This is a genomic window from Novosphingobium sp. SG751A (assembly GCF_013149295.1).
GTDB lineage: Bacteria > Pseudomonadota > Alphaproteobacteria > Sphingomonadales > Sphingomonadaceae > Novosphingobium.
This window is the reverse complement of sequence record NZ_JABGCB010000009.1, coordinates 82,337-103,360: the sequence shown is the minus strand read 5'-3', so window position 1 is coordinate 103,360 and position 21,024 is coordinate 82,337. Positions and strand designations below refer to the sequence as shown.

Genomic DNA, 21,024 nt, shown 5'->3' with positions numbered 1-21,024 from the left:
GCAAAGATGAACCATAATCCGATCTATGTCGCCCTCGACCTGCCCCGCCTTGACGCCGCCGAAGCGCTGGCGCGGCGGATCAAGGATCATGTGGGCGGGATCAAGTTGGGGCTGGAATTCTTCTGCGCCCATGGCCACCACGGCGTGCATGAATTGGCCAAGGTGGGCCTGCCGATCTTTCTCGACCTGAAGCTGCACGATATTCCCAATACGGTGGCGGGTGCGATGCAGGCGATCCATGTGCTGCAACCGACCATCGTCACGGTCCATGCCTCGGGCGGGCGGGCGATGCTGGAGGACGCCAAGGCGGCCGCGGGCGAGCATACCAAGGTGGTGGCCGTGACCGTGCTGACCAGCCTTGACGATGATGACATGGGCGCCATCGGCTATGCCCATCGTGCCAGCGATCAGGCGCTGCGTCTGGCCGAGCTGGCGCATGGCGCGGGCGTGGACGGCATCGTGTGTTCGGGCCATGAGGTGGGCGATATCCGTCGCCAGTGGAAGGATGGCTTCTTTGTCGTGCCCGGCCTGCGCCCGGCCGATGGCGTTCTGGGCGATCAGAAGCGTTCGGTCACGCCGCGCGCCGCACGCGATGCCGGAGCCAGCGTGCTGGTCATCGGTCGCCCGATCACGCGCGCCGAAGACCCGGTGGCCGCCGCGCGCGCCATCGAAGGCACGCTGTAAAACCCATGGTCCGTCTGGCTCTGCATGACGACCTGTCCGCGCTCCATGCGCTGGTGGAAAGCGCCTATCGCGGCGATTCGGCGCGCGGGGGCTGGACGCATGAGGCCGACCTGCTGGAAGGGCAGCGCACATCGCAGGCCGAACTGGCGCAGGCTCTGGACGATGTGGACAATCGCGTGCTGGTGATGCACCGCGACGGCGCGCTGATCGGCACGGTAACGGTCACGCGGCGCGCGGACGGGATTGCCTATATGGGGATGCTCTGCGTCGATCCTGCCTTGCAGGCGGGCGGCATGGGCCGCAGCCTGATCGCGGCGGCCGAGGAGCAGGCCCGGCGCGATTTTGGCGCGACCATCATGGAAATGACCGTTGTGGCCCCCCGGACCGAACTGATCGCCTATTACGAACGGCGCGGCTATGCGCAAACCGGCGAGATCCGCCCCTTTCCGCTGCCCCGGTTCGACCATCTGACGATGGTGGTGCTGGCCAAGCCGCTGGCGTAAAACCATGGCGCGCATCGGGATCAAGATCTGCGGCATTTCGGATCGCGCCAGTCTGGACGCGGCCATCGGCGCGGGCGCGGATCACATCGGGCTGGTGTTTTTCGCCAAGAGCCCGCGCAATGTCGGCATCGAACAGGCCGCCGCGCTGGCGCATCATGCGGCGGGGCGCGCCAAGATCGTCGGCCTTTTCGTCGATCCCGAGGGTGATTTCCTTGGCCAGATCCGCCAGAATGTCCACCTCGATGTGATCCAGCTTCACGGCAAGGAAAGCCCCGCCCGCGTGGCGCAGGTGATGGCCGCGCAAAGCCTGCCGGTGTGGAAGGCGATTGGCGTGCGCAAGAGCGCCGATCTGGACGCAGCGCGCGATTATCAAGGCGTGGCACGCATCCTGTTCGACGCCAAGCCGCCCGAGGGGGCCGATCTTCCCGGCGGAACAGGCTTGCGAATCGACTGGTCGCTGATGGCCGGCTATCGCCATTCCATCCCGTGGATTCTGGCGGGCGGTCTTGATCCGCGCAATGTGGGCGAGGCCATCCATGCCACGGGGGCCGATTTCGTCGATGTCTCCTCCGGCGTCGAAAGCGCACCCGGCGTCAAGGACGCGGCCCGGATCGCCGCCTTTTGCAAGGCCGTGCGAGCGGCAGGATAATCGCCGTGCGGGCGGCAGGATAATCCCGCCGCCCTCGTTTCATCAGAACTTCACGCCAAAGCCCAGCGTCACCGTATCGCCCGGACGCCATGCGCCCTCGTTGATATAATGGCGATATTCGACCTTGCCATAGACCGGCCCCAGCCCTTGCTGATAACCGGCGCCGATCGAGGTGGCGTTGGGCCCCGAGCCATAGTGATAGCCCGTGATGCCATAGAGCGCGCCCAGCGAGAGCACCTTGATCCCCAGCCGCGCCGAAGTGGCCCAGCGCGTCCCGCTGCCCCCGGCCGAGCGGTCCACCGATTCCTCGATGCCCGCAAAGACCCCGTTGCCCAGCGCGCTGACCGCCGTGTCATAGCCGATGGCCGCGCCCGCCGTGCCCTTGGTCGAGCCATTGCCCTGCCAACTGACTCCGCCGCGCCCTTCTATCCGGATTTCGCCGGCCTGCGCCGCGCCCGAGGCCAGGCAAAGGGCCATCGCGGCCATGATGGGAAGTGTGAGACGAGGCATAGTATTGTTTCCTGTTTATCAAAGCCATCGGCCTTGCAGGATGGTCCCCGTCCTTGTCCAGAGCAAGCCGGTATAAACCGCAAACGCCCCCGCCTGCCGCAAAAAACGGGCGGCCCGCATGATGCAGACCGCCCGCTCTTTATACGTAACCCGTCAGGGCTGGATCAGAAGCGCATACCCACGCCGACCAGCGCAGCATTGCTGTCACGGGCATTGTCTTCGTTGAAGGTGTGACGGTATTCCACCTTGGTGAAATACTGCTGGCCAAGGCTGTGTTCGACGCCCGCACCGATATGCGCACCGTTCGGACCGGCGCCATAGGTGTAGCCGGCAAGGCCATAGACCTTGTCATTGGGGGTAGCCTTGACACCAAGGCGGGCGGTCGTGCTGAAACGAGCCTTGTCCTGGCTGGTCAGCACCTTGTCGACCGATTCTTCGAGGCCGACGAAAGTGTTGCCGCCCGTGGCAATGTCGTAGCCCAGCGTGGCGCCGACGGTGCCCTGGATCGAACGGCCATCATTCCATGCGGCGCCGGTGTGAACGTCAAAACGGGCCCCCATGCCATTGGTTTCGCCCTGGGCCATGGCAGGCGCGGCAACAGCCAGCGACGCGGCGAGCGAGAAAAGAACCAGACGCATAATCGTTACTCCGTTTGTTATCCCTGGGCGCCAAAGAATTTCATCGTTGATCGGCGCCTGCATCCCGTCTGGACCCCTGCGCCTGACGTCCAAGTGAACAGGAAAGTCAGGCAAATGTCAGATTTCGTTCATAAAACTATGCCAGTATGGTTATTCGCCGCAGAAATCCGGCATTGAGGCACCCCCGCGCCGCATTTGTCGCGAAATGTATCGCCATTGGGGCACCCTGCCTTGCCGATGATACATCCATGCCTTTAGGCGGGGGGCCATCCATGCAATTGCCCTTTTGGCGGGACTGGACTTGGAGGGCTCGGCGTGGCAGGCGTTTTTCCACTATGAACACCGCCACCATCCCCAATTCGCCCCTGCCTAATTCATTGCGCACGCAACCTGATGAACGCGGCCATTTCGGCCAGTTCGGCGGGCGCTATGTGGCTGAAACCCTGATGCCGCTGATCCTCGATCTGGAGCGCGAGTATAAGGCCGCCAAGGCTGATCCTGCGTTCAAGGAAGAATTCGACGATCTGATGAAGCATTTTGTGGGCCGCCCCAGCCCGCTCTATTACGCGCCGCGCATGACGGAACATTTCCGCGCAGCAGCAGCAGCGCAGGGCAAGCCGGAGAATGGTGCGCAGGTCTGGTTCAAGCGCGAAGAACTGAACCACACCGGCGCGCACAAGATCAACAATTGCATCGGTCAGATCCTGCTGGCCATCCGCATGGGCAAGACCAAGATCATCGCCGAAACGGGCGCCGGCCAGCATGGCGTGGCGACTGCCACCGTCTGCGCGCGTTTTGGCCTGCCCTGCACGATCTTTATGGGTGCGACCGACGTGGCGCGTCAACAGCCCAACGTGTTCCGCATGAAGCTGCTGGGCGCGGAGGTGATCCCCGTTACCAGCGGGGCGGCCACGCTGAAAGATGCGATGAACGAAGCGCTGCGCCACTGGGTCGCCCATGTGCATGACACGTTCTATATCATCGGCACGGCGGCGGGTCCGCACCCCTATCCCGAGTTGGTGCGCGATTTCCAAAGCGTGATCGGCAAGGAGGCGCGTGCGCAATTGCTCGAACGCACCGGACGCCTGCCCGACCTGCTGATCGCGGCGGTGGGCGGCGGATCGAACGCCATCGGCCTGTTCCACCCCTTCCTTGACGACACCGATGTGCAGATGCTCGGCGTCGAGGCGGGCGGCCATGGGCTGGACAAGGAACATGCCGCATCGCTGACCGGAGGCAAGCCGGGCATCCTGCATGGCAACAAGACCTATCTGCTGCAGGACGAGGACGGCCAGATCACCGAGGCCCACTCGATCAGCGCGGGTCTGGACTATCCCGGCATCGGGCCTGAGCATAGCTGGTTGCATGACATCGGCCGCGCCAAATATCTGCCCATCACCGACGATCAGGCGATGGAAGCCTTCCAGCTGTGCTGTCAGCTTGAAGGGATCATCCCTGCGCTCGAATCGGCCCACGCCCTTGCCGCGCTACCCGAAGTGGCGCCCAAGATGGGCAAGGACCAGATCATCATCGTCAATGTCTCGGGTCGCGGCGACAAGGACATTTTCACCGTGGCCGAAAAGCTGGGCGTGAAATTGTGAGATTGAACCTGCGCCAGGCCGCCACGTCCGCGATTGTGGCCATGGCGGTTTGCGCAGGTATCGACTTTTCGCTGCATAACACGGTTAGCCAGACCGCGCTGATGATCGGTCTTGCCATTGGGGCCTCGCGCCTGATCGAATGGAATTGAGAATGACCCAACGCCTCTCCGCTGCCTTCGCAAAAGGCCGTCCCGCCCTTGTCACCTTCATCACCGGGGGCGATCCCACGCCTGATGCCACGCCTGCCATCCTTGATGCGCTGGTCGCGGGCGGGGCGGATGTGATCGAACTGGGCATGCCCTTTACCGATCCTATGGCCGATGGGCCCGCCATTCAGGCCGCCAATCTGCGCAGCCTGGCTGCGGGCACGCGCACCGCCGACATTTTCCGCATCGCCAAGGATTTCCGCGCGCGGCATCCCGAAACGCCGCTGGTGCTGATGGGCTATGCCAATCCGATGGTGGCGCGGGGCAGCGAGTGGTTTGCCGCGCAATGCGCCGATGCGGGCGTCGATGGCATCATCTGCGTCGATATTCCCAGCGAGGAAGACCCCGAAATCGGCCCCGCCCTGCGCGCCCATGGCATCAGCTTCATCCGCCTTGCCACGCCCACGACCGACACTGCGCGCCTTCCCGCCGTGGTCGATGGTTCGTCGGGCTTCCTTTATTACGTCTCGGTCGCGGGCGTGACGGGCAAGCAGCAGGCTGCCGTGGATTCGATCAAGGAAGCCGTGGCGCGCATCAAGTCGGGCACCGATCTGCCGATCGCGGTGGGCTTTGGCGTGCGCACGCCAGAGCAGGCCGCCGCCTTTGCCGCCCATGCCGAAGGCGTGGTGGTGGGCAGCGCGTTGGTCGATCTGGTGGCCCAGCATGGCGCCGATGCGGCAGGGCCGGTGCGCGAATTGACCGCCGCCTTGGCAGATGCCGTCCATAACGCTAAGGCGCTGGTATGAGCTGGCTTAACAAAGTTCGCAACTCGCTTTCCTCGCTCACCGCGAAGAAGGACGATACGCCCGACAACCTGTGGATCAAGTGCAAGAACTGCAACGAGATGCTGTTCGCTCAGGAATATGAGGCGAATCTCTCGGTCTGTCCGCGCTGTGATCATCATGGCCGCATCGGCACCGACGCGCGTTTCGCGCATCTGCTCGATCCCGGCTTTTCCGTGCTGCCCACGCCCAAGGTCAAGGACGACCCGCTGAAATTCCGCGATACGAAAAAGTATCCGGACCGCATGAAGGCCGCCCGCGCCGCCAATCCGCATCCCGATGCGCTGACCAATGCCCTTGGCAAGATCGAGGGCAACAAGGTCGTGCTGGGGGTTCAGGACTTCGGCTTCATGGGCGGCTCGATGGGCATGGCTGTGGGCGCGGCTTTCGTGGCCGGGGCACAGCGGGCGCTCAAGGAAAAATGCGCCTATGTGATCTGCACGGCGGCGGGCGGCGCGCGGATGCAGGAGGGTATCCTCTCGCTGATGCAGATGCCCAAGACCACGGTTGCGGTGCGCCGGCTCAACAATGCGGGCCTGCCCTATATCGTCGTGCTTACCGATCCGACGACAGGCGGCGTGACGGCCTCCTACGCCATGCTGGGCGATGTGCAGATTGCCGAGCCGGGCTGCCTGATCGGCTTTGCCGGACAGCGTGTGATTCAGGACACAATCCGCGAAAAGCTGCCCGAAGGGTTTCAGCGCGCGGAATATCTGCATGAGCATGGCATGGTCGATATGGTCGTCCACCGTCACGCGCTACGTGAGAAACTGGCGCAGGTGCTCTCCTATCTCAGCCCCGCCAAGGCGGCCTGACACGCGACGAACGGGGTGATTCGGTGAAGGATTTTGCCATCTCGGACCACCCCGGCGTGGCCGCGCAACTGGCTCGTCTGGAGCAGCTTTCCGTGCCGCAGGGGCGGCTGGGGCTGGAAATCATCGAGGGCCTGCTGGCGCGGCTGGGCAATCCGGAACGGCGCCTGCCCTCGGTCTTCCATGTTGCGGGCACCAATGGCAAGGGCAGCACCTGCACCTACCTGCGCATGATGCTGGAGGCACAGGGACTGGTGGTGCACAGCGCCACCAAGCCGCATCTGGTGCGCTATAATGAACGTATCCGGCTGGCCGGGCGGCTGATCGAGGATGATCTGCTGGCGGACCTGCTGGCCGAAGTGCTGGACGCCAATGATGCGGGCGAAGATCTGGGGCCGAGCTTTTTCGAGGTAACGACCGCCGCGATTTTCCTCGCCTTTTCGCGCATTCCGGCTGACGCCTGCGTGATCGAGGTCGGGCTTGGCGGGCGGCTGGACGCCACCAATGTCATCCCCAACCCCGCCGTCACCGGCATTGCCACGCTGGGCATCGACCACGAAGGCTTTCTGCTGCGCCCGGAGGAAGGCGCGCCGGAGGTTCCTCTGGCCCGCATCGCTTGGGAAAAGGGCGGAATCGTGCGCCCCGGTGCGCCGATGGTTACGCTGGACTATCCCGCGCTGGCCGAGGAGCAAATCGCGGCGCTGACCGCAACAGCGGGTGCGCCATGGATTCGGCGCGGGCGCGACTGGTTTGCCGATATTGGCGAGACGATTGAATATCGCGATGCGCGCGGCGAACTGTCGCTGCCCCTGCCGCAGCTTGCCGGGCGGCATCAGGCGGAAAATGCCGCGCTGGCTGTGGCGCTGATCCGGCATCAAACGGCGGTGGTGGTCAGCTCCGAAGCCATGGCCGCAGGCATTCGCGCCGCACGCTGGCCCGCACGGTTGCAGCGCCTTGGCGATGGCCCGTTGACGGCGCTGGTCGGGGGCCGCGCGGTGTGGCTGGACGGCGGACACAATCCCGATGCGGGCCTGGCCATCGCGCGCCACTTTGCCGATGCGCCGCCGTTTCACCTCATCACCGGCATGTTGGCCAATAAAGACCCCAGCGCGATCATCGCCCCGCTGGCGGGCAAGCTGCTCTCGCTCTCGGTCGTCCCCGCGCCTGGCCATGATGCGCATCGGCCTGAGGATTTTGCGCCCTTCACCGCCCTGCCCGCCCGTCCGTTTGTGGATGTGGAGCAGGCGTTGCGGGCGTTGCCGGCACAGGGCGATGTGTTGATTGCCGGGTCGCTGTATCTGGCCGGGGATGTGTTGCGGCGGAATTTGGAGTTTCCGGATTGAGGGTTCGAGGGGTTTAAAATGCCTCCGGCGGGCAAAGGGACTTGTCCCTTTGCAATCCCGTTACTGTCTGCGCGGTGTTGAAATAGTAAAGCCTGCGGCGCCTTCTAACTGCGCTGCAGCGCTTTAATTATTATAATGCAAGGCCGCAAACCTCCCACCACCCCAAAAATGGGATTGCAAAGGGCCCCCGCCCTTTGGCCGACGAAGGCGAACTATGACTTCTTAACCGCCCGAGCCTCCGCCCGGCTCACCCGTACCCATTCCATCAACACAAACGACACACTGACCACGCCCGCCAGCGCGGTGGTGCGAAACACGGGGCCATAGCCATAGGTGTCGAAAGCCTCGCCCGCCACGCCGCGCCCCAGTGTACCCACCAAAAACGTCAGCGAGGAGAGCAGCGCATATTGGATCGCGGTATAGCGCTTGGACACCACGCTGGAGACATAGGCGACGAAGGCGGTGCCCGCCAGGCCGGTGGCGATGTTTTCATAGACGATGGCCAGCAGCAGGCGGAGCATCCGCGCGTCCGCCCCCAGAGCTGCGCCGAGGCGATCGAGCGCGATGGCATGGGCAAAGGCGTCGATCACATGGCCGCCATCGGCAAGATCGGCATAGAGCAGATTGCCCAGCGGCGGCAGCATCGCACCCAGCAGAACGGTGGGGAAACGCCCGATCCTCAGGAAGAGGTATCCGCCCAGCGAAATGCCGAACATCGTCATGATAATGCCGAAGATTTTGGAAGCGAAGGCCACCTGATCCTTGGTGTAATGCAGATAGTCCAGATAGAAGGGAAAAGCGAAGCTGGACCAGATATTGTAGCAGAACGCATAGGTCAGGATGAAGCCGAGCACCACCAGCACACCCGCCCGCAGCCGCCCCGCCAGTTCGGCCAGAGGCGTGACCAGCGCGGCATAGATATGGTTGGCGATGGTGCGCGAGAGGCCATGGGCGTGATCCTCCGCCGCCAGCACGCCCAGCGCGCGGGCCTTCATGTGGTTCGCCACGCTGGCCACGATCAGCGGCACGAACACGGTGGCGGCCACGATCCACGGCCCCTGCGTTTTCGTAAATTCGGCCACCGAGGGCAATTTGCCCCCTGGCGCCACTGGGGCCAGCATGGCGATCATAAAATGGGCAATCGTGGCAATCGCCCAGACCCAGCTGGCCAGCACAATAAAGAGCAGCACGGCCCGCACGCCCGGCGCCAGTTCACCCGGCTGGCCCAGATCGGCGTGCAGGCGCGCGGTGATCGTGCGCTCGGTATCGGGCGCGCGCAAAGTCACCAACGTCATCACCGCCATCAGCCCCGCCATCGCGCCGAACACCTGCGGCCAGGAAACACGTGCCGCCAGCATCAGCGCCAGCGCCCCGCCCACGATCGAGGCCGTGCGATAGCCGAACTGATAAAGCGCGGTCAGCAATTCGAGGCTGGTGTCCTCGTCCGCATTCTCGATTCGCCATGCGTCCAGCGCGATGTCCTGGGTGGCGCTGGCAAAGGCGGCGATGAAGGCGATGATGGCGAAACTGCCGATGGCGCGGGTGGGATCGGTGATGGCCAGCCCGGCAATCGCGCAGGCCAAGACCGCCTGACACAGGATGATCCAGCTGCGCCGCCGCCCCAATGCCTCCAGACCGGGCAGTTTCAGCCGGTCAACCAGCGGCGCCCAGAGGAATTTGAACGAATAGGACAGGCCGATCCATGACAGCACGCCAATCGTCGCCAGCTTGATCCCCACCTCGCCCAGCCATGCGTTAAGCGTGCCGATCAGCAGCGCGAAAGGCAGGCCCGAGGAAAAGCCGAAGCCCAGCATACACCCGGCCTTGCGCGTGGAAAGCGCCACGCGCAGCAACGCCAGCCCCTTGGGCCGGGGCGGCTTTTCCGCATCCGCCGGGGTATTGTTCTGGGCGCTGATGGCCATGCGGGGTGGGTCCTGAATAACGGGAATGAAGCAACGAGATTAGGCGGTATGATGAATAAAAAGAAAGGGCAAATCGCCGCGCATCCCCCGCTTTTGACCTGTGGCCCGAAGAAGAGTAAGGCGGCCCCATGTCTTATACCAAGAATCCCGGTGGCCCCTCGAAAGGTGGCCCTTCTTCGCGCGGCCCCGGCTCGCGCAATGGCCGCGCGTCCGACGCCGCCCCCCGCGGGAAACCGCAATTTGACCGCAGCGGCAAGCCGCAGGCCGAACGGAGCGGTAAGCCCTCGTATGGCGGCAAACCCTCCTATGGCGACAAGCCTTCCTATGGCGACAAATCGAGGGCGGGCGGCAATGCCCAGTCCACCGGCAAGCTCCATCCGCCGCGCATCCCCCGGCCCCCGCGCCCCGCGCCCGAACCAATCAACAAGCTGGAAGGCGAAGGCGAACGTATCGCCAAGCTGCTGGCCCGCGCGGGCGTGGCAAGCCGCCGCGAGGTGGAACGCCTGATCGAGGCGGGTCGGGTGAAGATGGGCGATATCACAATCACCACGCCCGCCACGCTGCTGACCAGCCTTAAGGGCATCACGGTCGACGGCAATCCGGTGAAAGCGCCCGAGGCCGCGCGCCTCTATGCGTTCCACAAGCCCAGCGGGTTGATCACCGCCGAGCGCGACCCGGCAGGGCGTCCAACTATCTATACCGCGCTGCGCAACGCGCTGCCCGAAGGGACGCCGCGTCTGATGCCCATCGGACGGCTCGACCTTAACACCGAAGGTCTGCTGCTGCTGACCAACGATGGAGAGCTCAAGCGCGCGATGGAATTGCCCAGCAGCGGCATCCCGCGCACCTATCGCGCCCGCACCTTTGGCGACATCTCGCAGGACCGGCTTGAAGAGCTGATGGAGGGGATCGAGGTTGACGGCATCCGCTATGGCCGGATTGACGCCAATATGGAGCGCCGCACGGGCCGCAACCAGTGGATCGAACTGACGCTGAGCGAGGGCAAGAACCGCGAAGTGCGCCGTGTGCTGGAGGCTCTTGGGCTTCAGGTCAGCCGTCTGATGCGCACCAAATACGGGCCGTTTGAGCTGCTCGATCTGCCGCGCGGACAGGCGATCCAGATCCCGCAGGTGCAGGTCGAACGCTTCCGCAAGGGGCTGAAATTTGCCAAGGCGCGCGGGGAATGATCCGTATCATTGCCGGCGAATGGCGTGGCCGTAAACTGGCCGCGCCCGAAGGTGACGACACCCGCCCCACCGCCGACCGCACACGCGAGACGCTGTTTTCCATGCTCAACAGCCGCCTTGGCGGGTTTGAGGAGTTGCGCGTGGCCGATCTGTTCGCAGGATCGGGCGCGCTCGGCCTTGAGGCGCTGAGCCGGGGCGCGGCGCATTGCCTGTTTGCCGAACAGGCCGCCCCCGCGATCCGCGCGATCCGCACCAATATCGCCAACCTGAAGGCCCACACCCGCTGCGACGTGCGCGCGGGCAGCGTGATGGCCCTGACCGCCACCAAGGAGCCGCTCGACCTCGTGCTGCTCGACCCGCCCTATAACACCGGTGCGGGACAGGTGGCCATCGACAAGCTGCGCCGCCTTGGCTGGATTGGTGAAGGTACATGGGTTGCGCTGGAAACCGCCGCGACCGAGAACCCGCAGGTGCGCGGGTTTACGGTCGATGCCGAGCGGAAGGTCGGTAAGGCGAAGATTACCTTGTTCAGGATGGAAGAGAAGCAGGAAGGGTAAGATGCGAGGGACTCGTCCCTCGCGCTCCCGTTACTATATAGGTTGCCTGCGCCATCAGCGAAGGCTCCCGACACGCAACGTTGGAAAATTAAAGCCTGCGGCGCAGTTAAATGGCGCCGCAGGCTTTAATTGTTTGGGCTATAGCAAATCGCTTCAAACCTCCCACCACCCCATTAACGGGATTGCAAAGGGCCCCCGCCCTTTGCCCGCCGGAGGCAAACCTTCACTTCACCTTCAACCGCCGCGTCCACCCGATCCCGATCAACGTCACCACACCCGCCACCGCCGGGATAATCCCGATCCAGTTGCCATGCCCCTTTTCGATCAGTCCCTGCGCCAAAACCGGCGTCAACGCGCCGCCAATGATTCCGCCCGCATTAAAGGCCATCGAGATCCCGGAATAGCGCACTTCGACCGGGAAGAGGCCCGAGAGCCAGCCAGAGAGCGGACCATAAGCCATGCCCATGGCGAAGAGCGCGGCCGAGAGGGTGATGAAGACGATGACGAGGCTGCCCGAGGAGAGGCCCGCCCAATAGACCGCCCCGATCACCGCGCCCAGCGATGCGCCCCATGCCAGAATGCGCCCTGAACCGAAGCGGTCGGACCAGACGGCGGCGAAACCGATCCCGGCCGCCAGCATCAGATTGGCCGCCAGTTGCGCGACCATGAAGCCGGTGCGCGGATAGTGGAGCGGCCCGGTGCCCTGCGCCAGCGCGAAGGCGGTGCAAAGGTAAAACAGCGAGAAGCAGGAGACGACGCCCGCGCTACCCGCGATCAACGGCTTCCAGTGTTGCGAGAGCAGCAGGCCCAGAGGCACTTCGGGCGGCTTTTCATGCGCGCGCGCCTCGGCAAAGGCGGCAGTTTCGGTGATTTTCAACCGCACCCACAGGCCCACGCCCACAAGCACGACCGAGAGCAGGAAGGGAATGCGCCAGCCCCATGCCTTGAAATCGGCCTCGGGCATGACAAGGCCGAGGACCAGGAACAGGCCATTGGCCGCCAGAAAGCCCACCGGCGCGCCAAGCTGGGGCGCGCAGCCAAAACGTGCCTCCCAGCCGCGCGGGGCATTTTCCACCGCCAGCAGCGCCGCCCCGCCCCATTCGCCGCCAAGGCCAAAACCCTGACCAAAGCGGCAGACGCACAGCAGGATCGGCGCCAGCACCCCCGCCTGCGCATAGGAAGGCAGGAAGCCCACCGCCAGCGTCGAGCCGCCCATCAGGATCAGCGAGGCCACCAGCGTGGATTTGCGCCCGATCTTGTCGCCGAAATGGCCAAAGGCGATGGCGCCAACGGGCCGCGCGACAAAGGCGATGCCAAGGCTCATGAAAGCCAGCAGCAATTGCCGCCCCGGCGCCGCCTCGGGAAAGAACATCGGACCGAACACCAGCGCGGTGGCCGTGGCAAAGATATAGAAATCGTAGAATTCAACCGAGGTGCCCACAAGGGCGGCGGTCAGAATTCGGGCGTTCTTAATGATGGGGTGCGGATTGTTCTGGCTCATGGGCGCAACGGGTTGATGGCGGATTGGCCTCAGGTCAACCCAAAATGCAGTTTTCCGCCCAAAAGCCCCTCTTGCGCGGGGGCTTCATGTTCTCTAGGCGTTCCAGATGACTATGCCCGAGACCCCTGCTCATGACGCCCCCTGGCTGGCCAAGCTGAACCCGCCTCAGCGCGAAGCGGTGCTGACGACCGAGGGGCCGGTGCTGATGCTGGCGGGCGCCGGCACGGGCAAGACGGCAGCGCTGACCGCGCGTATGGCGCAGATCATTGCGCAAAGGCTGGCTTGGCCGTCGGAAATCCTGTGCGTGACCTTTACGAACAAGGCCGCGCGCGAAATGCGCGAGCGTGTGGGCCATCTGATCGGGCCTGCGGTTGAGGGCATGCCGTGGCTGGGCACGTTTCATGCGATTGCGGCCAAGATGCTGCGCCGCCATGCTGAATTGGCGGGGCTTCAGAGCAATTACACGATCATAGACACCGATGATCAGTTGCGGCTGCTCAAGCAATTGATTCAGGCCGAAGGGCTGGATGAAAAGCGTTGGCCCGCCAAGGCTTTGGCCGGGTGTATCGACCGGTGGAAGAACCGGGGCTTTGGTCCGGGCGATCTGGATGCGGTGGAGAATGAAGCCTATGCCAATGGGCGGGGCGCGCATTTCTATCGGCTGTATCAGGAACGGTTGAAAGCGGTGAACGCCTGCGATTTCGGCGATCTGCTGCTGCATATGCTGGATATTTTCCGTCGCCACCGCGATGTGCTGGAAGAATATCAGCGCCGTTTCAAATATATCATGGTGGACGAATATCAGGACACCAACTCGGTCCAGTATCTCTGGCTTCGCCTGCTGGCACAGGGGATTGAAGGGCGGCGGCACAATATCTGCGTGGTGGGCGACGATGATCAGTCGATCTATTCGTGGCGCGGCGCAGAAGTTGCCAATATCCTGCGCTTTGAAAAGGATTTTCCCGGCGCGAAAGTGATCCGGCTGGAGCAGAATTATCGCTCCACCCCGCATATCCTTGGCGCGGCCAGCGGCCTCATCAAGGAAAACAGCGAACGTTTGGGCAAGCAGCTCTGGACCGAGGCGACCGGCGGCGACAAGGTGCGCGTGATCGGCGTGTGGGACGCGCCCGAGGAAGCGCGGCGCGTGGGCGAGGAAATCGAAAGGCTGGAGCGCGAGGGGCTGCCCCTCGACAAGATCGCCATTCTGGTGCGCGCGCAGTTTCAGACCCGCGAGTTTGAAGACCGGTTTATTTCCATCGGTCTTGCCTATCGCATCATTGGCGGCTTCCGGTTCTATGAACGCGCCGAAATCCGCGATGCGCTGGCTTACCTGCGCATCATCACCCAGCCCGCCGACGATCTGGCGTTCGAGCGGATCTATAACACGCCCAAGCGCGGCCTTGGCGACAAGACGCTGGAAAAGCTGCACCGTTTTGCCCGCGCACATGGTATGCCGCTGGCTGCTGCCGCGCTGGCCATGGCCGATACGGATGAATTGCCGGCCAAGGCGCGCAACACGCTGCTGGCGCTGATGCGCGATATGGCGCGCTGGCGCGAGCTGGCCAAGGCGGCAACGCCCGCCGAACTGGCGCGCGTGATGCTCGACGAATCGGGCTATACCGCCATGCTTCAGGCCGATCGCAGCGCGGAAAGCGCGGGGCGGCTGGAAAATCTTTCCGAACTCGCCCGCGCGATGGAGGATTACGAATCGCTGGGCGATTTCCTTGAGCATGTCTCTCTGGTCATGGACAATGAGGCGAATAATGACGCCGAAAAGGTCACTATCATGACGATCCATGCAGCCAAGGGTCTGGAATTTGATCATATCTTCCTACCCGGATGGGAGGAAGGCGTATTCCCCAGCCAGCGCTCTCTGGACGAAGGGGGCCTTGCCAGTCTGGAGGAGGAGCGGCGTCTGGCCTATGTGGCCATCACGCGGGCGCGGCGCCATTGCACGATTCTGCATGCGGCCAACCGGCGCATCTATGGCCAGTGGACCTCCTCCCTGCCCAGCCGTTTCATCGGCGAATTGCCCCCCGCCCATATTCACAGCGAAAGCACGATGAGCGGCGGGGCTTCGCTCTGGCGCGCGCAATGGAGCGAGCGGGACGACCCCTTTGCCCATGTCGCTCAGAATAAGCCCCAGCGCATGGAAACGCGCGGCCCCGGCTGGCAACGCGCCAGCCAGACCACCTTTGCCCCCGCCCGCAAGATCGCCGAAAGCACCCGCAGCGCGGCAAGTTTCGCCGCCACGCCCCGGCTCGACATCCGCATCGGCGACAAAGTGTTCCACGAAAAATTCGGCAATGGCACGGTCAAAGCGCAGGAAGGCAACAAGCTGGAGATCGAATTCGACAGCGGCGGGTTCAAACGCGTGCTGGACAGTTTCGTAAAACGCGTATGATCTGCGCAATTGGCTATCCGAAGAGCGTCTATAAGTAATTCCCATGAGGCCCTGCCCCATCACGCACTTGCAGCATCGCGCGCGCTCTGGCACGGCATGGCGCAGACTTTCACGGTGGGGACAGGACAGACCATGACGCAAGCGGCCACGGCCATCGAACCGGCAGACTATCGCCGCGTGCTGGGCCATTATCCCACCGGCGTGGCCGCGATCACCTCGACTGGGACGGACGGCGCGCCGCTGGTGCTGGTGGTGGGCACGTTTACCTCGGTTTCGCTTGATCCGCCGCTGGTGGGTTTTCTGCCGACCAGCACTTCGGCCAGTTGGCAGGCGATTGCCGCCACGGGCAAGTTTGCGGTCAATGTGCTGGGCAGCGATCAGGCCGCGCTTTGCGGGCAACTGGCCGGGCGCGGTGACAAATTTGCCGGGGTGGAATACGCGCTTTCGGAGGATGGCCTGCCTTTGCTGACGGGCGCGCTGATCACGATCGAGGCCGATATCAGCGCCACTTTGCCCGCAGGCGATCATGATTTCGTGCTGGGCGCCGTGCGCCGGATGAATGTTGGCCGCGAGGGCGATCCCCTGCTGTTTCATCGCGGAAATTATGGCGGTTTTGCCGCGCTGTAACCGGGAATCGTCAGCGCCAATTTGAACCTATCTGGCGTTGCGCCACGCCGCTCTGATGCGCCAAAGGCTGGTGCGGAAGAGAAAGGGTGGCATGACGCGCGAACTGATAACTTTCGAAGTGTCGCGGCAATTGTTCGGGCTGGATATTGCCGCGATCCGCGAAATCCGCGCCTGGTCGCCGGTCACGCGGATGCCCGGCACGCCGCCCTATATCGCGGGCATGGCCAATCTGCGCGGCACGATCCTGCCGATCATCGACCTGGGCGCGCGGCTGGGCTGGGGCACTACCCAGACCACCGAGCGCCACGCGATTATCGTGGTGCAGATGGACGTGCTGATGGCGGGGCTGATCGTCGAAACAGTATCCGATCTGGTTACCTTGGCCGAAGCCTCGCTGCAACAGCCGCCCTCGTTGGGGGTGGAGGATATGACATCCTTTATCGACGGACTGGCGCCGGTGGGCAATCGTATGTTGCTGGTGCTCAATCTGGCGCAACTGGTGGGGCGCGAATGGTTGCGCGGCGAGGGATAGAACCACGACCTAATGCTGGCTTGACGCATCGGAACGTTGTGAACAAAATCGCGCCTGTTCAGCCCTATCAAGGTCGCGGCGCCCCCCCAAGCCATGGCCGAACCAGCAGAGGATCATCCATGCCCGCCCTTCGCCTCGACCGCCCCCGCCGCAGCGCGCTGTTCATGCCCGCCTCCAACCCCAAAGCGCTGGCCAAGGCGCGCGAGGTGGATGCCGATGTCATCATCCTCGATCTGGAGGATGCCGTCGCGCCCGAGCAGAAGGAGGCTGCGCGCGAGGCGGCGGTCCGGGCGCTCTACACCGGCGGATTTGGCCATCGCGAGGTGGCGGTGCGGGTCAATGGGCTGGACACCGAATGGGGCGCCGATGATCTGGAAGCGCTGGCCCGCGCGGGCGCCGATGCGCTGTTGGTGCCCAAGGTGTCCAGCCCGCAGGATGTGCTGCGCTATCACGAGGCGCTGGTCGATGCGCCTTCGGATCTGCAACTGTGGGCGATGATCGAAACGGCCGGATCGGTGCTACGGCTCGACGCCATTGCCTCGCTGACACGGCAGACGCGGCTGGCGCTCTGGGTGATCGGGCCCAACGATCTGGCCCGGGAATTGCGCGCAAGGCCCGATGCTGCGCGCACGTTCCTGCAGCCCTTCCTGTCGCTGGCCGTAGCGGCTGCGCGGGCGCACGGTCTCTCAATTCTGGATGGTGTCTGCAATGAATTCAAGGATATGGACATTTTCCGTACCGAGGCCGAGCAGGGGTTGATGTTCGGTTTCGACGGCAAGACGCTGATCCATCCGGCCCAGATTGCGCCCTGCAACGAAGTGTTCAGCCCCTCTCCCGCCGAACTGGAATGGGCCGGGCGAGTGATCGCGGCCTTTGCCCTGCCCGAACATGCCGGCAAGGGGGCGATCAAGCTGGACGGGCGGATGGTGGAATTGCTCCACCGAGATCAGGCGCAGGGCCTGCTGGCGCTGGGCCGGCGGATTGCAGCGCGGGGATAAACGGTTCCTTCGCACATGCGTCATCGAAAGCATTCATTGAATTGATAAATTCTTTTTCACCTCCACCTATGTATTAACACTTTGGCGCTAGACTCGCTCAATCTGGATCAACAAGAGTAGGCTTGCCGAGCGTGCCAATACCGAGAGTGACCCATTGGCTGCTTAGCACCAGAGAGCAAGTCTCGGCTTCCATCGCCGCGCAACTGGCCAATGGCTTGTTCGGATCGCTGCCCATTTTCATTGGCGGGGTGATCAACAGCGTGGCCGTGGCGGCCGTGGCGGCGGGGCGGATGCATACCGCTCCCTTCATCGGCTGGCTGGTGTTCGAGGCTTTGCTGGGGTTGGTGCGGATCGGCGTGGTGCAATCCTCGCATAGCGCAACGCCCGAAAGGCTGGAGCGGCTGCGCCATCTGGCCAGCGTGCTGTCGGTGGCATGGGCGACGTCGGTGGGTGTCGGCGCCCTGCTCTGCCTGACCAGCGGCGACTGGGTGCTGGCCACGATTGCCTGCCTTTCAACTGCGGCGATGGTCTGCGGCATCTGCCTGCGCAATTTCGGCACGCCGCGTCTGGCCGCCGTGATGACCTTTGCCGCGCTGGCACCCTGCGCGCTCGGCGGCCTTATGACGCAGGAGCCCTCGCTGCGCATCATCAGCGTGCAATTGCCGATCTTCATGGTCACCATCTTCTCGGCCTCTTTCGGGCTGCACCGGATGCTGGTGTCATGGATGACCACGACGGCGGAACTGGAGCGCAGCAAGGCGCTCAACGAAACGATCCTGCAATCGAACCCCGATCTCACGCTGATTCTGGATGCGGACCATCGGATCGTGTTCAGCAATCGCCAGCCCGAAGAACTGGTGTGTCAATCGGTGTTGACGGGGCGCGATTTCTATTCGGTGCTGGAGGAAAAGGACCGCCCGGCCGCCGCAGCCGCGCTGGCGCGCGCGCAGCGCGGCGAACTGACCAGCTTCACCACCTGCTTCACGCGCCCGACCGGCGAGAAATTGTGGTTTGACACGGTGGTCAACGAAACCTCGGACGCATCGGGGCGGTTCATCGTGGTGGCGCGCGACATCACCCGGCAAAAGCATTCCGAAGAGCGCGCGATCTGGATGGCGCACCATGATACGCTGACCGGCCTGCCCAACCGCGCCGTGCTTCAGGACAGGCTGGACGCCGCGCTGATGCAGGGGGGCGGGCGCATTCTGGCCGTTGATGGCGATGCGCCGGGTCATGCGCTGCTGATCGTGGATGTCGATAATTTCAAGATCATCAATGACACGCTGGGCCATGACGGCGGCGATGTGCTGCTGCGTGCGCTGGCGGCGCGGCTGCGCGCGGCGGTGGGCCATGGCGATCTGGTGGCGCGCACGGGGGGCGATGAATTCGCGCTGATCGTGGCCGCGCGCGACGATGAGGCGCTGCATCGGATCGCGGCGCGGATCTATGAAGAATTACGGGAACCGATCCTTCATGGTGATCGGGTGATGGAATGCGGGGCCAGCATCGGGGCCAGCTTTATCCCGCTGGATGGGCCGGGCCGGTCCGAAGTGATGAAGGCCGCCGACATCGCGCTCTATGCCGCCAAGGCCGCAGGCCGGGCGCAGATGAAGATCTTTGAGCCCGCCATGATGGACGAGGTGGAGCGCCATCAGGCGATGATCACCGCAGCCCGCTTTGCCCTGAAGCGCAAGACCATCTTGCCGCATTACCAGCCCAAGGTCTGTCTGACCGGCGAAGGACGGATCGTTGGCTTTGAGGCGCTGCTGCGCTGGCGCGACCGGGATGGGCATGTGCGCGGCCCCGATACGATCACGGCCGCCTTTAACGATCCGATCTTGAGCGTGGCGATCAGCGATTACATGCTGGAGATGATCCTGAACGATATCGAAGGCTGGGTGGCCGACGGCGTGGCCTTTGGCCATGTCGCGGTGAACGTCACCAGCGGCGATTTCCGCCCGGGCGGGATTGTGGAAACCGTGCTGGATCGCCTCAAGGCGCGCAATCTGCCGGCCTCATGCCTGCAGATCGAGGTGACCGAGGATGTTTTTCTCGACAAGGGGGCACTGGATGTCGAACGCGCGCTCAAGCGACTCAGCCATCACGGGTTGCGCATCGCACTCGACGATTTCGGCACCGGCTATGCCTCGCTCTCGCATCTGACACAGTTCCCGGTGGATCTGCTGAAAATCGACCGTTCGTTTATCGGCCAGATCGGCGCCAAGGGCGATGCCGAGGCGATTTCCTCGATCGTCATCAATCTGGGCCATTGCCTTGGCCTTGAGGTGATTGCCGAAGGTGTCGAAACCGTACAGCAGCAGGAGCATCTGATCGCGATGGGCTGTGATACCGGGCAAGGCTATCTCTATGCCCGTGCCATGCCCGCCGCGGATGTGTCCGGTCATGTGCGCGAGCATGAAGCAGCCCGCGCGCGGCTCCATATGCGTCAGGCCTGATTGCGGCTCTCGCCCACCACCTGCCAGATGGCGATGAAGAGCGCGGCGATCACCGGCCCCATGACAAAGCCGTTGAAACCCATCAGTTCAAAACCGCCCAGCGTGGTGATCAGCACGACATAATCGGGCACCCGCGTATCGCGCCCAACAAGGATCGGCCGCACCAGATTGTCCACGCTGCTGATGACAAAAAAGCCCAGCGCGCCCAGTGCCGCGCCTTGCCACACCGAGCCGGTGGCCAGCAGATAGACCGAAACCGGCACCCAGACAAAGCCTGTGCCCACCGAGGGGAACAGCGAAAACACCCCCATCGCCACGCCCCACAGCAAGGCCCCCGGCAGGCCCAATACCCAGAAGCTGAGCCCGCCAATCGCGCCCTGTAATACGGCCACGATCAGGGTGCCTTTGATGGTGGCGCGGATCGCCTGAAGGAATTTGGCGATCAGCAGGTCGGTCATCGCCCGCTCCAGCGGCACCGCCCGCGCGATCTTTTCGCCCAGCGCCCGGCCGTCGCGTAGCAGGAAATATGCCAGATAGAGCATCACGCCCAATTGCAGGAACAGACCCAGCGTACTCTGCCCCAATTGCAGCAATTGCGGGCCGACATTGCGCAGCAGGTCGCCCATCTCGCGGCTCAGCCAGCCGCGCAGGTCATCCAGACTGGCCAGCCCGGCCACGCCCAATTGCCCTTGAAGCCAATGCGGCATGCGTGTCTGCAACCCGGCCAGAAAGCGCAAGGGGTCGATCTGACCCGATTCGACGCGGGCATAAAGCACCCCGCCCTGCTCGATCAACGCCGCTCCCAGCGCCAGCGCGGGCACCACCACCACCGCCACCACCACCAGCAACGCCATGGCCGCGCAGCGATCCGGATGTCCCGGCATCGACCGCATCAGCCGTTGATAAAGGGGATCGAACAGCACCGCGACGATCATCGCCCACAGCACCGCACCCCAAAAAGGCGCTACCAGCCAGCCGAAAGCCAGCGAAATCGCCGCCACCAGCCCCAACAGAAACATGCGCGCCGGTTGCATCTGGCGGTTCTCCCGATTGACCATGCGCCCATGCATAGCCTGCCCACGCCGCGGGGCAACAGCGGGATGGGCGTTTAG

General features: G+C 63.8%; 20 protein-coding genes. 15 read left to right on the top strand and 5 right to left on the bottom strand.

What is annotated here, in order from left to right; all coding sequences use genetic code 11:
• The first annotated feature begins 6 nt into the window (after positions 1-6).
• The 3 genes from pyrF to FHW96_RS13575 are packed head-to-tail and all read left to right on the top strand — an operon-like array spanning position 7 to position 1,836.
• Complete coding sequence (pyrF, locus tag FHW96_RS13585) at positions 7-684, top strand: orotidine-5'-phosphate decarboxylase (RefSeq protein ID WP_172341123.1); 678 nt, start codon at positions 7-9, stop codon at positions 682-684.
• 5 nt (positions 685-689) lie between these two features.
• Positions 690-1,187, top strand: a complete 498-nt coding sequence (locus tag FHW96_RS13580) for a GNAT family N-acetyltransferase (RefSeq protein WP_172341122.1) — start codon at positions 690-692, stop codon at positions 1,185-1,187.
• A 4-nt stretch (positions 1,188-1,191) separates the two neighbouring features.
• Positions 1,192-1,836: a phosphoribosylanthranilate isomerase gene (locus FHW96_RS13575; protein ID WP_172341121.1), complete on the top strand. Its 645-nt coding sequence runs from the start codon at positions 1,192-1,194 to the stop codon at positions 1,834-1,836.
• Between the two features lie 42 nt (positions 1,837-1,878).
• Here FHW96_RS13575 and FHW96_RS13570 read toward each other — a convergent pair whose 3' ends face one another.
• Together FHW96_RS13570 and FHW96_RS13565 are read right to left on the bottom strand one after the other, a co-directional pair.
• The gene (locus tag FHW96_RS13570; protein ID WP_172341120.1) at positions 1,879-2,346 is read right to left on the bottom strand and encodes a hypothetical protein; all 468 of its coding nucleotides are present in this window, start codon (positions 2,344-2,346) and stop codon (positions 1,879-1,881) included.
• A 164-nt stretch (positions 2,347-2,510) separates the two neighbouring features.
• Positions 2,511-2,984: an outer membrane protein gene (locus tag FHW96_RS13565; protein WP_172341119.1), complete on the bottom strand. Its 474-nt coding sequence runs from the start codon at positions 2,982-2,984 to the stop codon at positions 2,511-2,513.
• A gap of 335 nt (positions 2,985-3,319) precedes the next feature.
• On the opposite strand from FHW96_RS13565, the gene trpB reads away from it, so the two are divergent.
• The 5 genes from trpB to FHW96_RS13540 are packed head-to-tail and all read left to right on the top strand — an operon-like array spanning position 3,320 to position 7,728.
• Positions 3,320-4,585, top strand: coding sequence for a tryptophan synthase subunit beta (gene trpB, locus FHW96_RS13560; RefSeq protein ID WP_172341118.1), 1,266 nt, complete (start codon positions 3,320-3,322; stop codon positions 4,583-4,585).
• Positions 4,582-4,734: a hypothetical protein gene (locus FHW96_RS13555; protein ID WP_172341117.1), complete on the top strand. Its 153-nt coding sequence runs from the start codon at positions 4,582-4,584 to the stop codon at positions 4,732-4,734. Before trpB ends, FHW96_RS13555 begins: the two co-directional genes overlap by 4 nt.
• A 2-nt stretch (positions 4,735-4,736) precedes the next feature.
• A complete protein-coding gene (gene trpA, locus FHW96_RS13550; protein ID WP_172341116.1) occupies positions 4,737-5,537 on the top strand; it encodes a tryptophan synthase subunit alpha in 801 nt (266 codons plus the stop codon).
• Positions 5,534-6,388 (top strand): acetyl-CoA carboxylase, carboxyltransferase subunit beta, encoded by an 855-nt coding sequence (gene accD / locus FHW96_RS13545; RefSeq protein ID WP_172341115.1) that lies wholly within the window; start codon positions 5,534-5,536, stop codon positions 6,386-6,388. Before trpA ends, accD begins: the two co-directional genes overlap by 4 nt.
• A 23-nt stretch (positions 6,389-6,411) precedes the next feature.
• Complete coding sequence (locus FHW96_RS13540; protein WP_172341114.1) at positions 6,412-7,728, top strand: bifunctional folylpolyglutamate synthase/dihydrofolate synthase; 1,317 nt, start codon at positions 6,412-6,414, stop codon at positions 7,726-7,728.
• A 212-nt stretch (positions 7,729-7,940) separates the two neighbouring features.
• Here the strand turns inward: FHW96_RS13540 and FHW96_RS13535 are convergent, their stop codons facing one another.
• Complete coding sequence (locus FHW96_RS13535; protein ID WP_172341113.1) at positions 7,941-9,650, bottom strand: MFS transporter; 1,710 nt, start codon at positions 9,648-9,650, stop codon at positions 7,941-7,943.
• 128 nt (positions 9,651-9,778) lie between these two features.
• Here FHW96_RS13535 and FHW96_RS13530 point away from each other — a divergent pair, with 128 nt between their 5' ends.
• Together FHW96_RS13530 and rsmD are read left to right on the top strand one after the other, a co-directional pair.
• Positions 9,779-10,837, top strand: coding sequence for a pseudouridine synthase (locus tag FHW96_RS13530; protein WP_253950950.1), 1,059 nt, complete (start codon positions 9,779-9,781; stop codon positions 10,835-10,837).
• The gene (rsmD, locus tag FHW96_RS13525) at positions 10,834-11,394 is read left to right on the top strand and encodes a 16S rRNA (guanine(966)-N(2))-methyltransferase RsmD (RefSeq protein WP_172341112.1); all 561 of its coding nucleotides are present in this window, start codon (positions 10,834-10,836) and stop codon (positions 11,392-11,394) included. The genes FHW96_RS13530 and rsmD overlap by 4 nt, the downstream gene beginning before the upstream one ends.
• Positions 11,395-11,617: 223 nt before the next feature.
• Here the strand turns inward: rsmD and FHW96_RS13520 are convergent, their stop codons facing one another.
• Positions 11,618-12,895 carry an MFS transporter gene (locus FHW96_RS13520; protein ID WP_172341111.1) on the bottom strand — a complete coding sequence of 426 codons (1,278 nt, stop codon included), beginning with the start codon at positions 12,893-12,895 and terminating at the stop codon, positions 11,618-11,620.
• Positions 12,896-13,001: 106 nt separating this feature from the next.
• Between FHW96_RS13520 and FHW96_RS13515 the strand changes: the two genes are divergently transcribed.
• The 5 genes from FHW96_RS13515 (at position 13,002) to FHW96_RS13495 (ending at position 19,912) form a co-directional block, all read left to right on the top strand.
• A complete protein-coding gene (locus FHW96_RS13515) occupies positions 13,002-15,299 on the top strand; it encodes an ATP-dependent helicase (RefSeq protein WP_172341110.1) in 2,298 nt (765 codons plus the stop codon).
• Between the two features lie 96 nt (positions 15,300-15,395).
• Positions 15,396-15,926, top strand: a complete 531-nt coding sequence (locus FHW96_RS13510) for a flavin reductase family protein (protein WP_253950949.1) — start codon at positions 15,396-15,398, stop codon at positions 15,924-15,926.
• Between the two features lie 91 nt (positions 15,927-16,017).
• Entirely contained in the window at positions 16,018-16,458 is a 441-nt protein-coding gene (locus FHW96_RS13505) for a chemotaxis protein CheW (RefSeq protein ID WP_172341109.1), read from the top strand.
• Positions 16,459-16,577: 119 nt separating this feature from the next.
• A complete protein-coding gene (locus FHW96_RS13500; RefSeq protein WP_253950948.1) occupies positions 16,578-17,456 on the top strand; it encodes a CoA ester lyase in 879 nt (292 codons plus the stop codon).
• 146 nt (positions 17,457-17,602) lie between these two features.
• Positions 17,603-19,912: an EAL domain-containing protein gene (locus FHW96_RS13495; protein ID WP_172341108.1), complete on the top strand. Its 2,310-nt coding sequence runs from the start codon at positions 17,603-17,605 to the stop codon at positions 19,910-19,912.
• Here FHW96_RS13495 and FHW96_RS13490 read toward each other — a convergent pair.
• Positions 19,903-20,970, bottom strand: a complete 1,068-nt coding sequence (locus FHW96_RS13490; protein ID WP_172341107.1) for an AI-2E family transporter — start codon at positions 20,968-20,970, stop codon at positions 19,903-19,905. The two genes, FHW96_RS13495 and FHW96_RS13490, sit on opposite strands and share 10 nt — an antisense overlap.
• Positions 20,971-21,024: the final 54 nt, after the last annotated feature.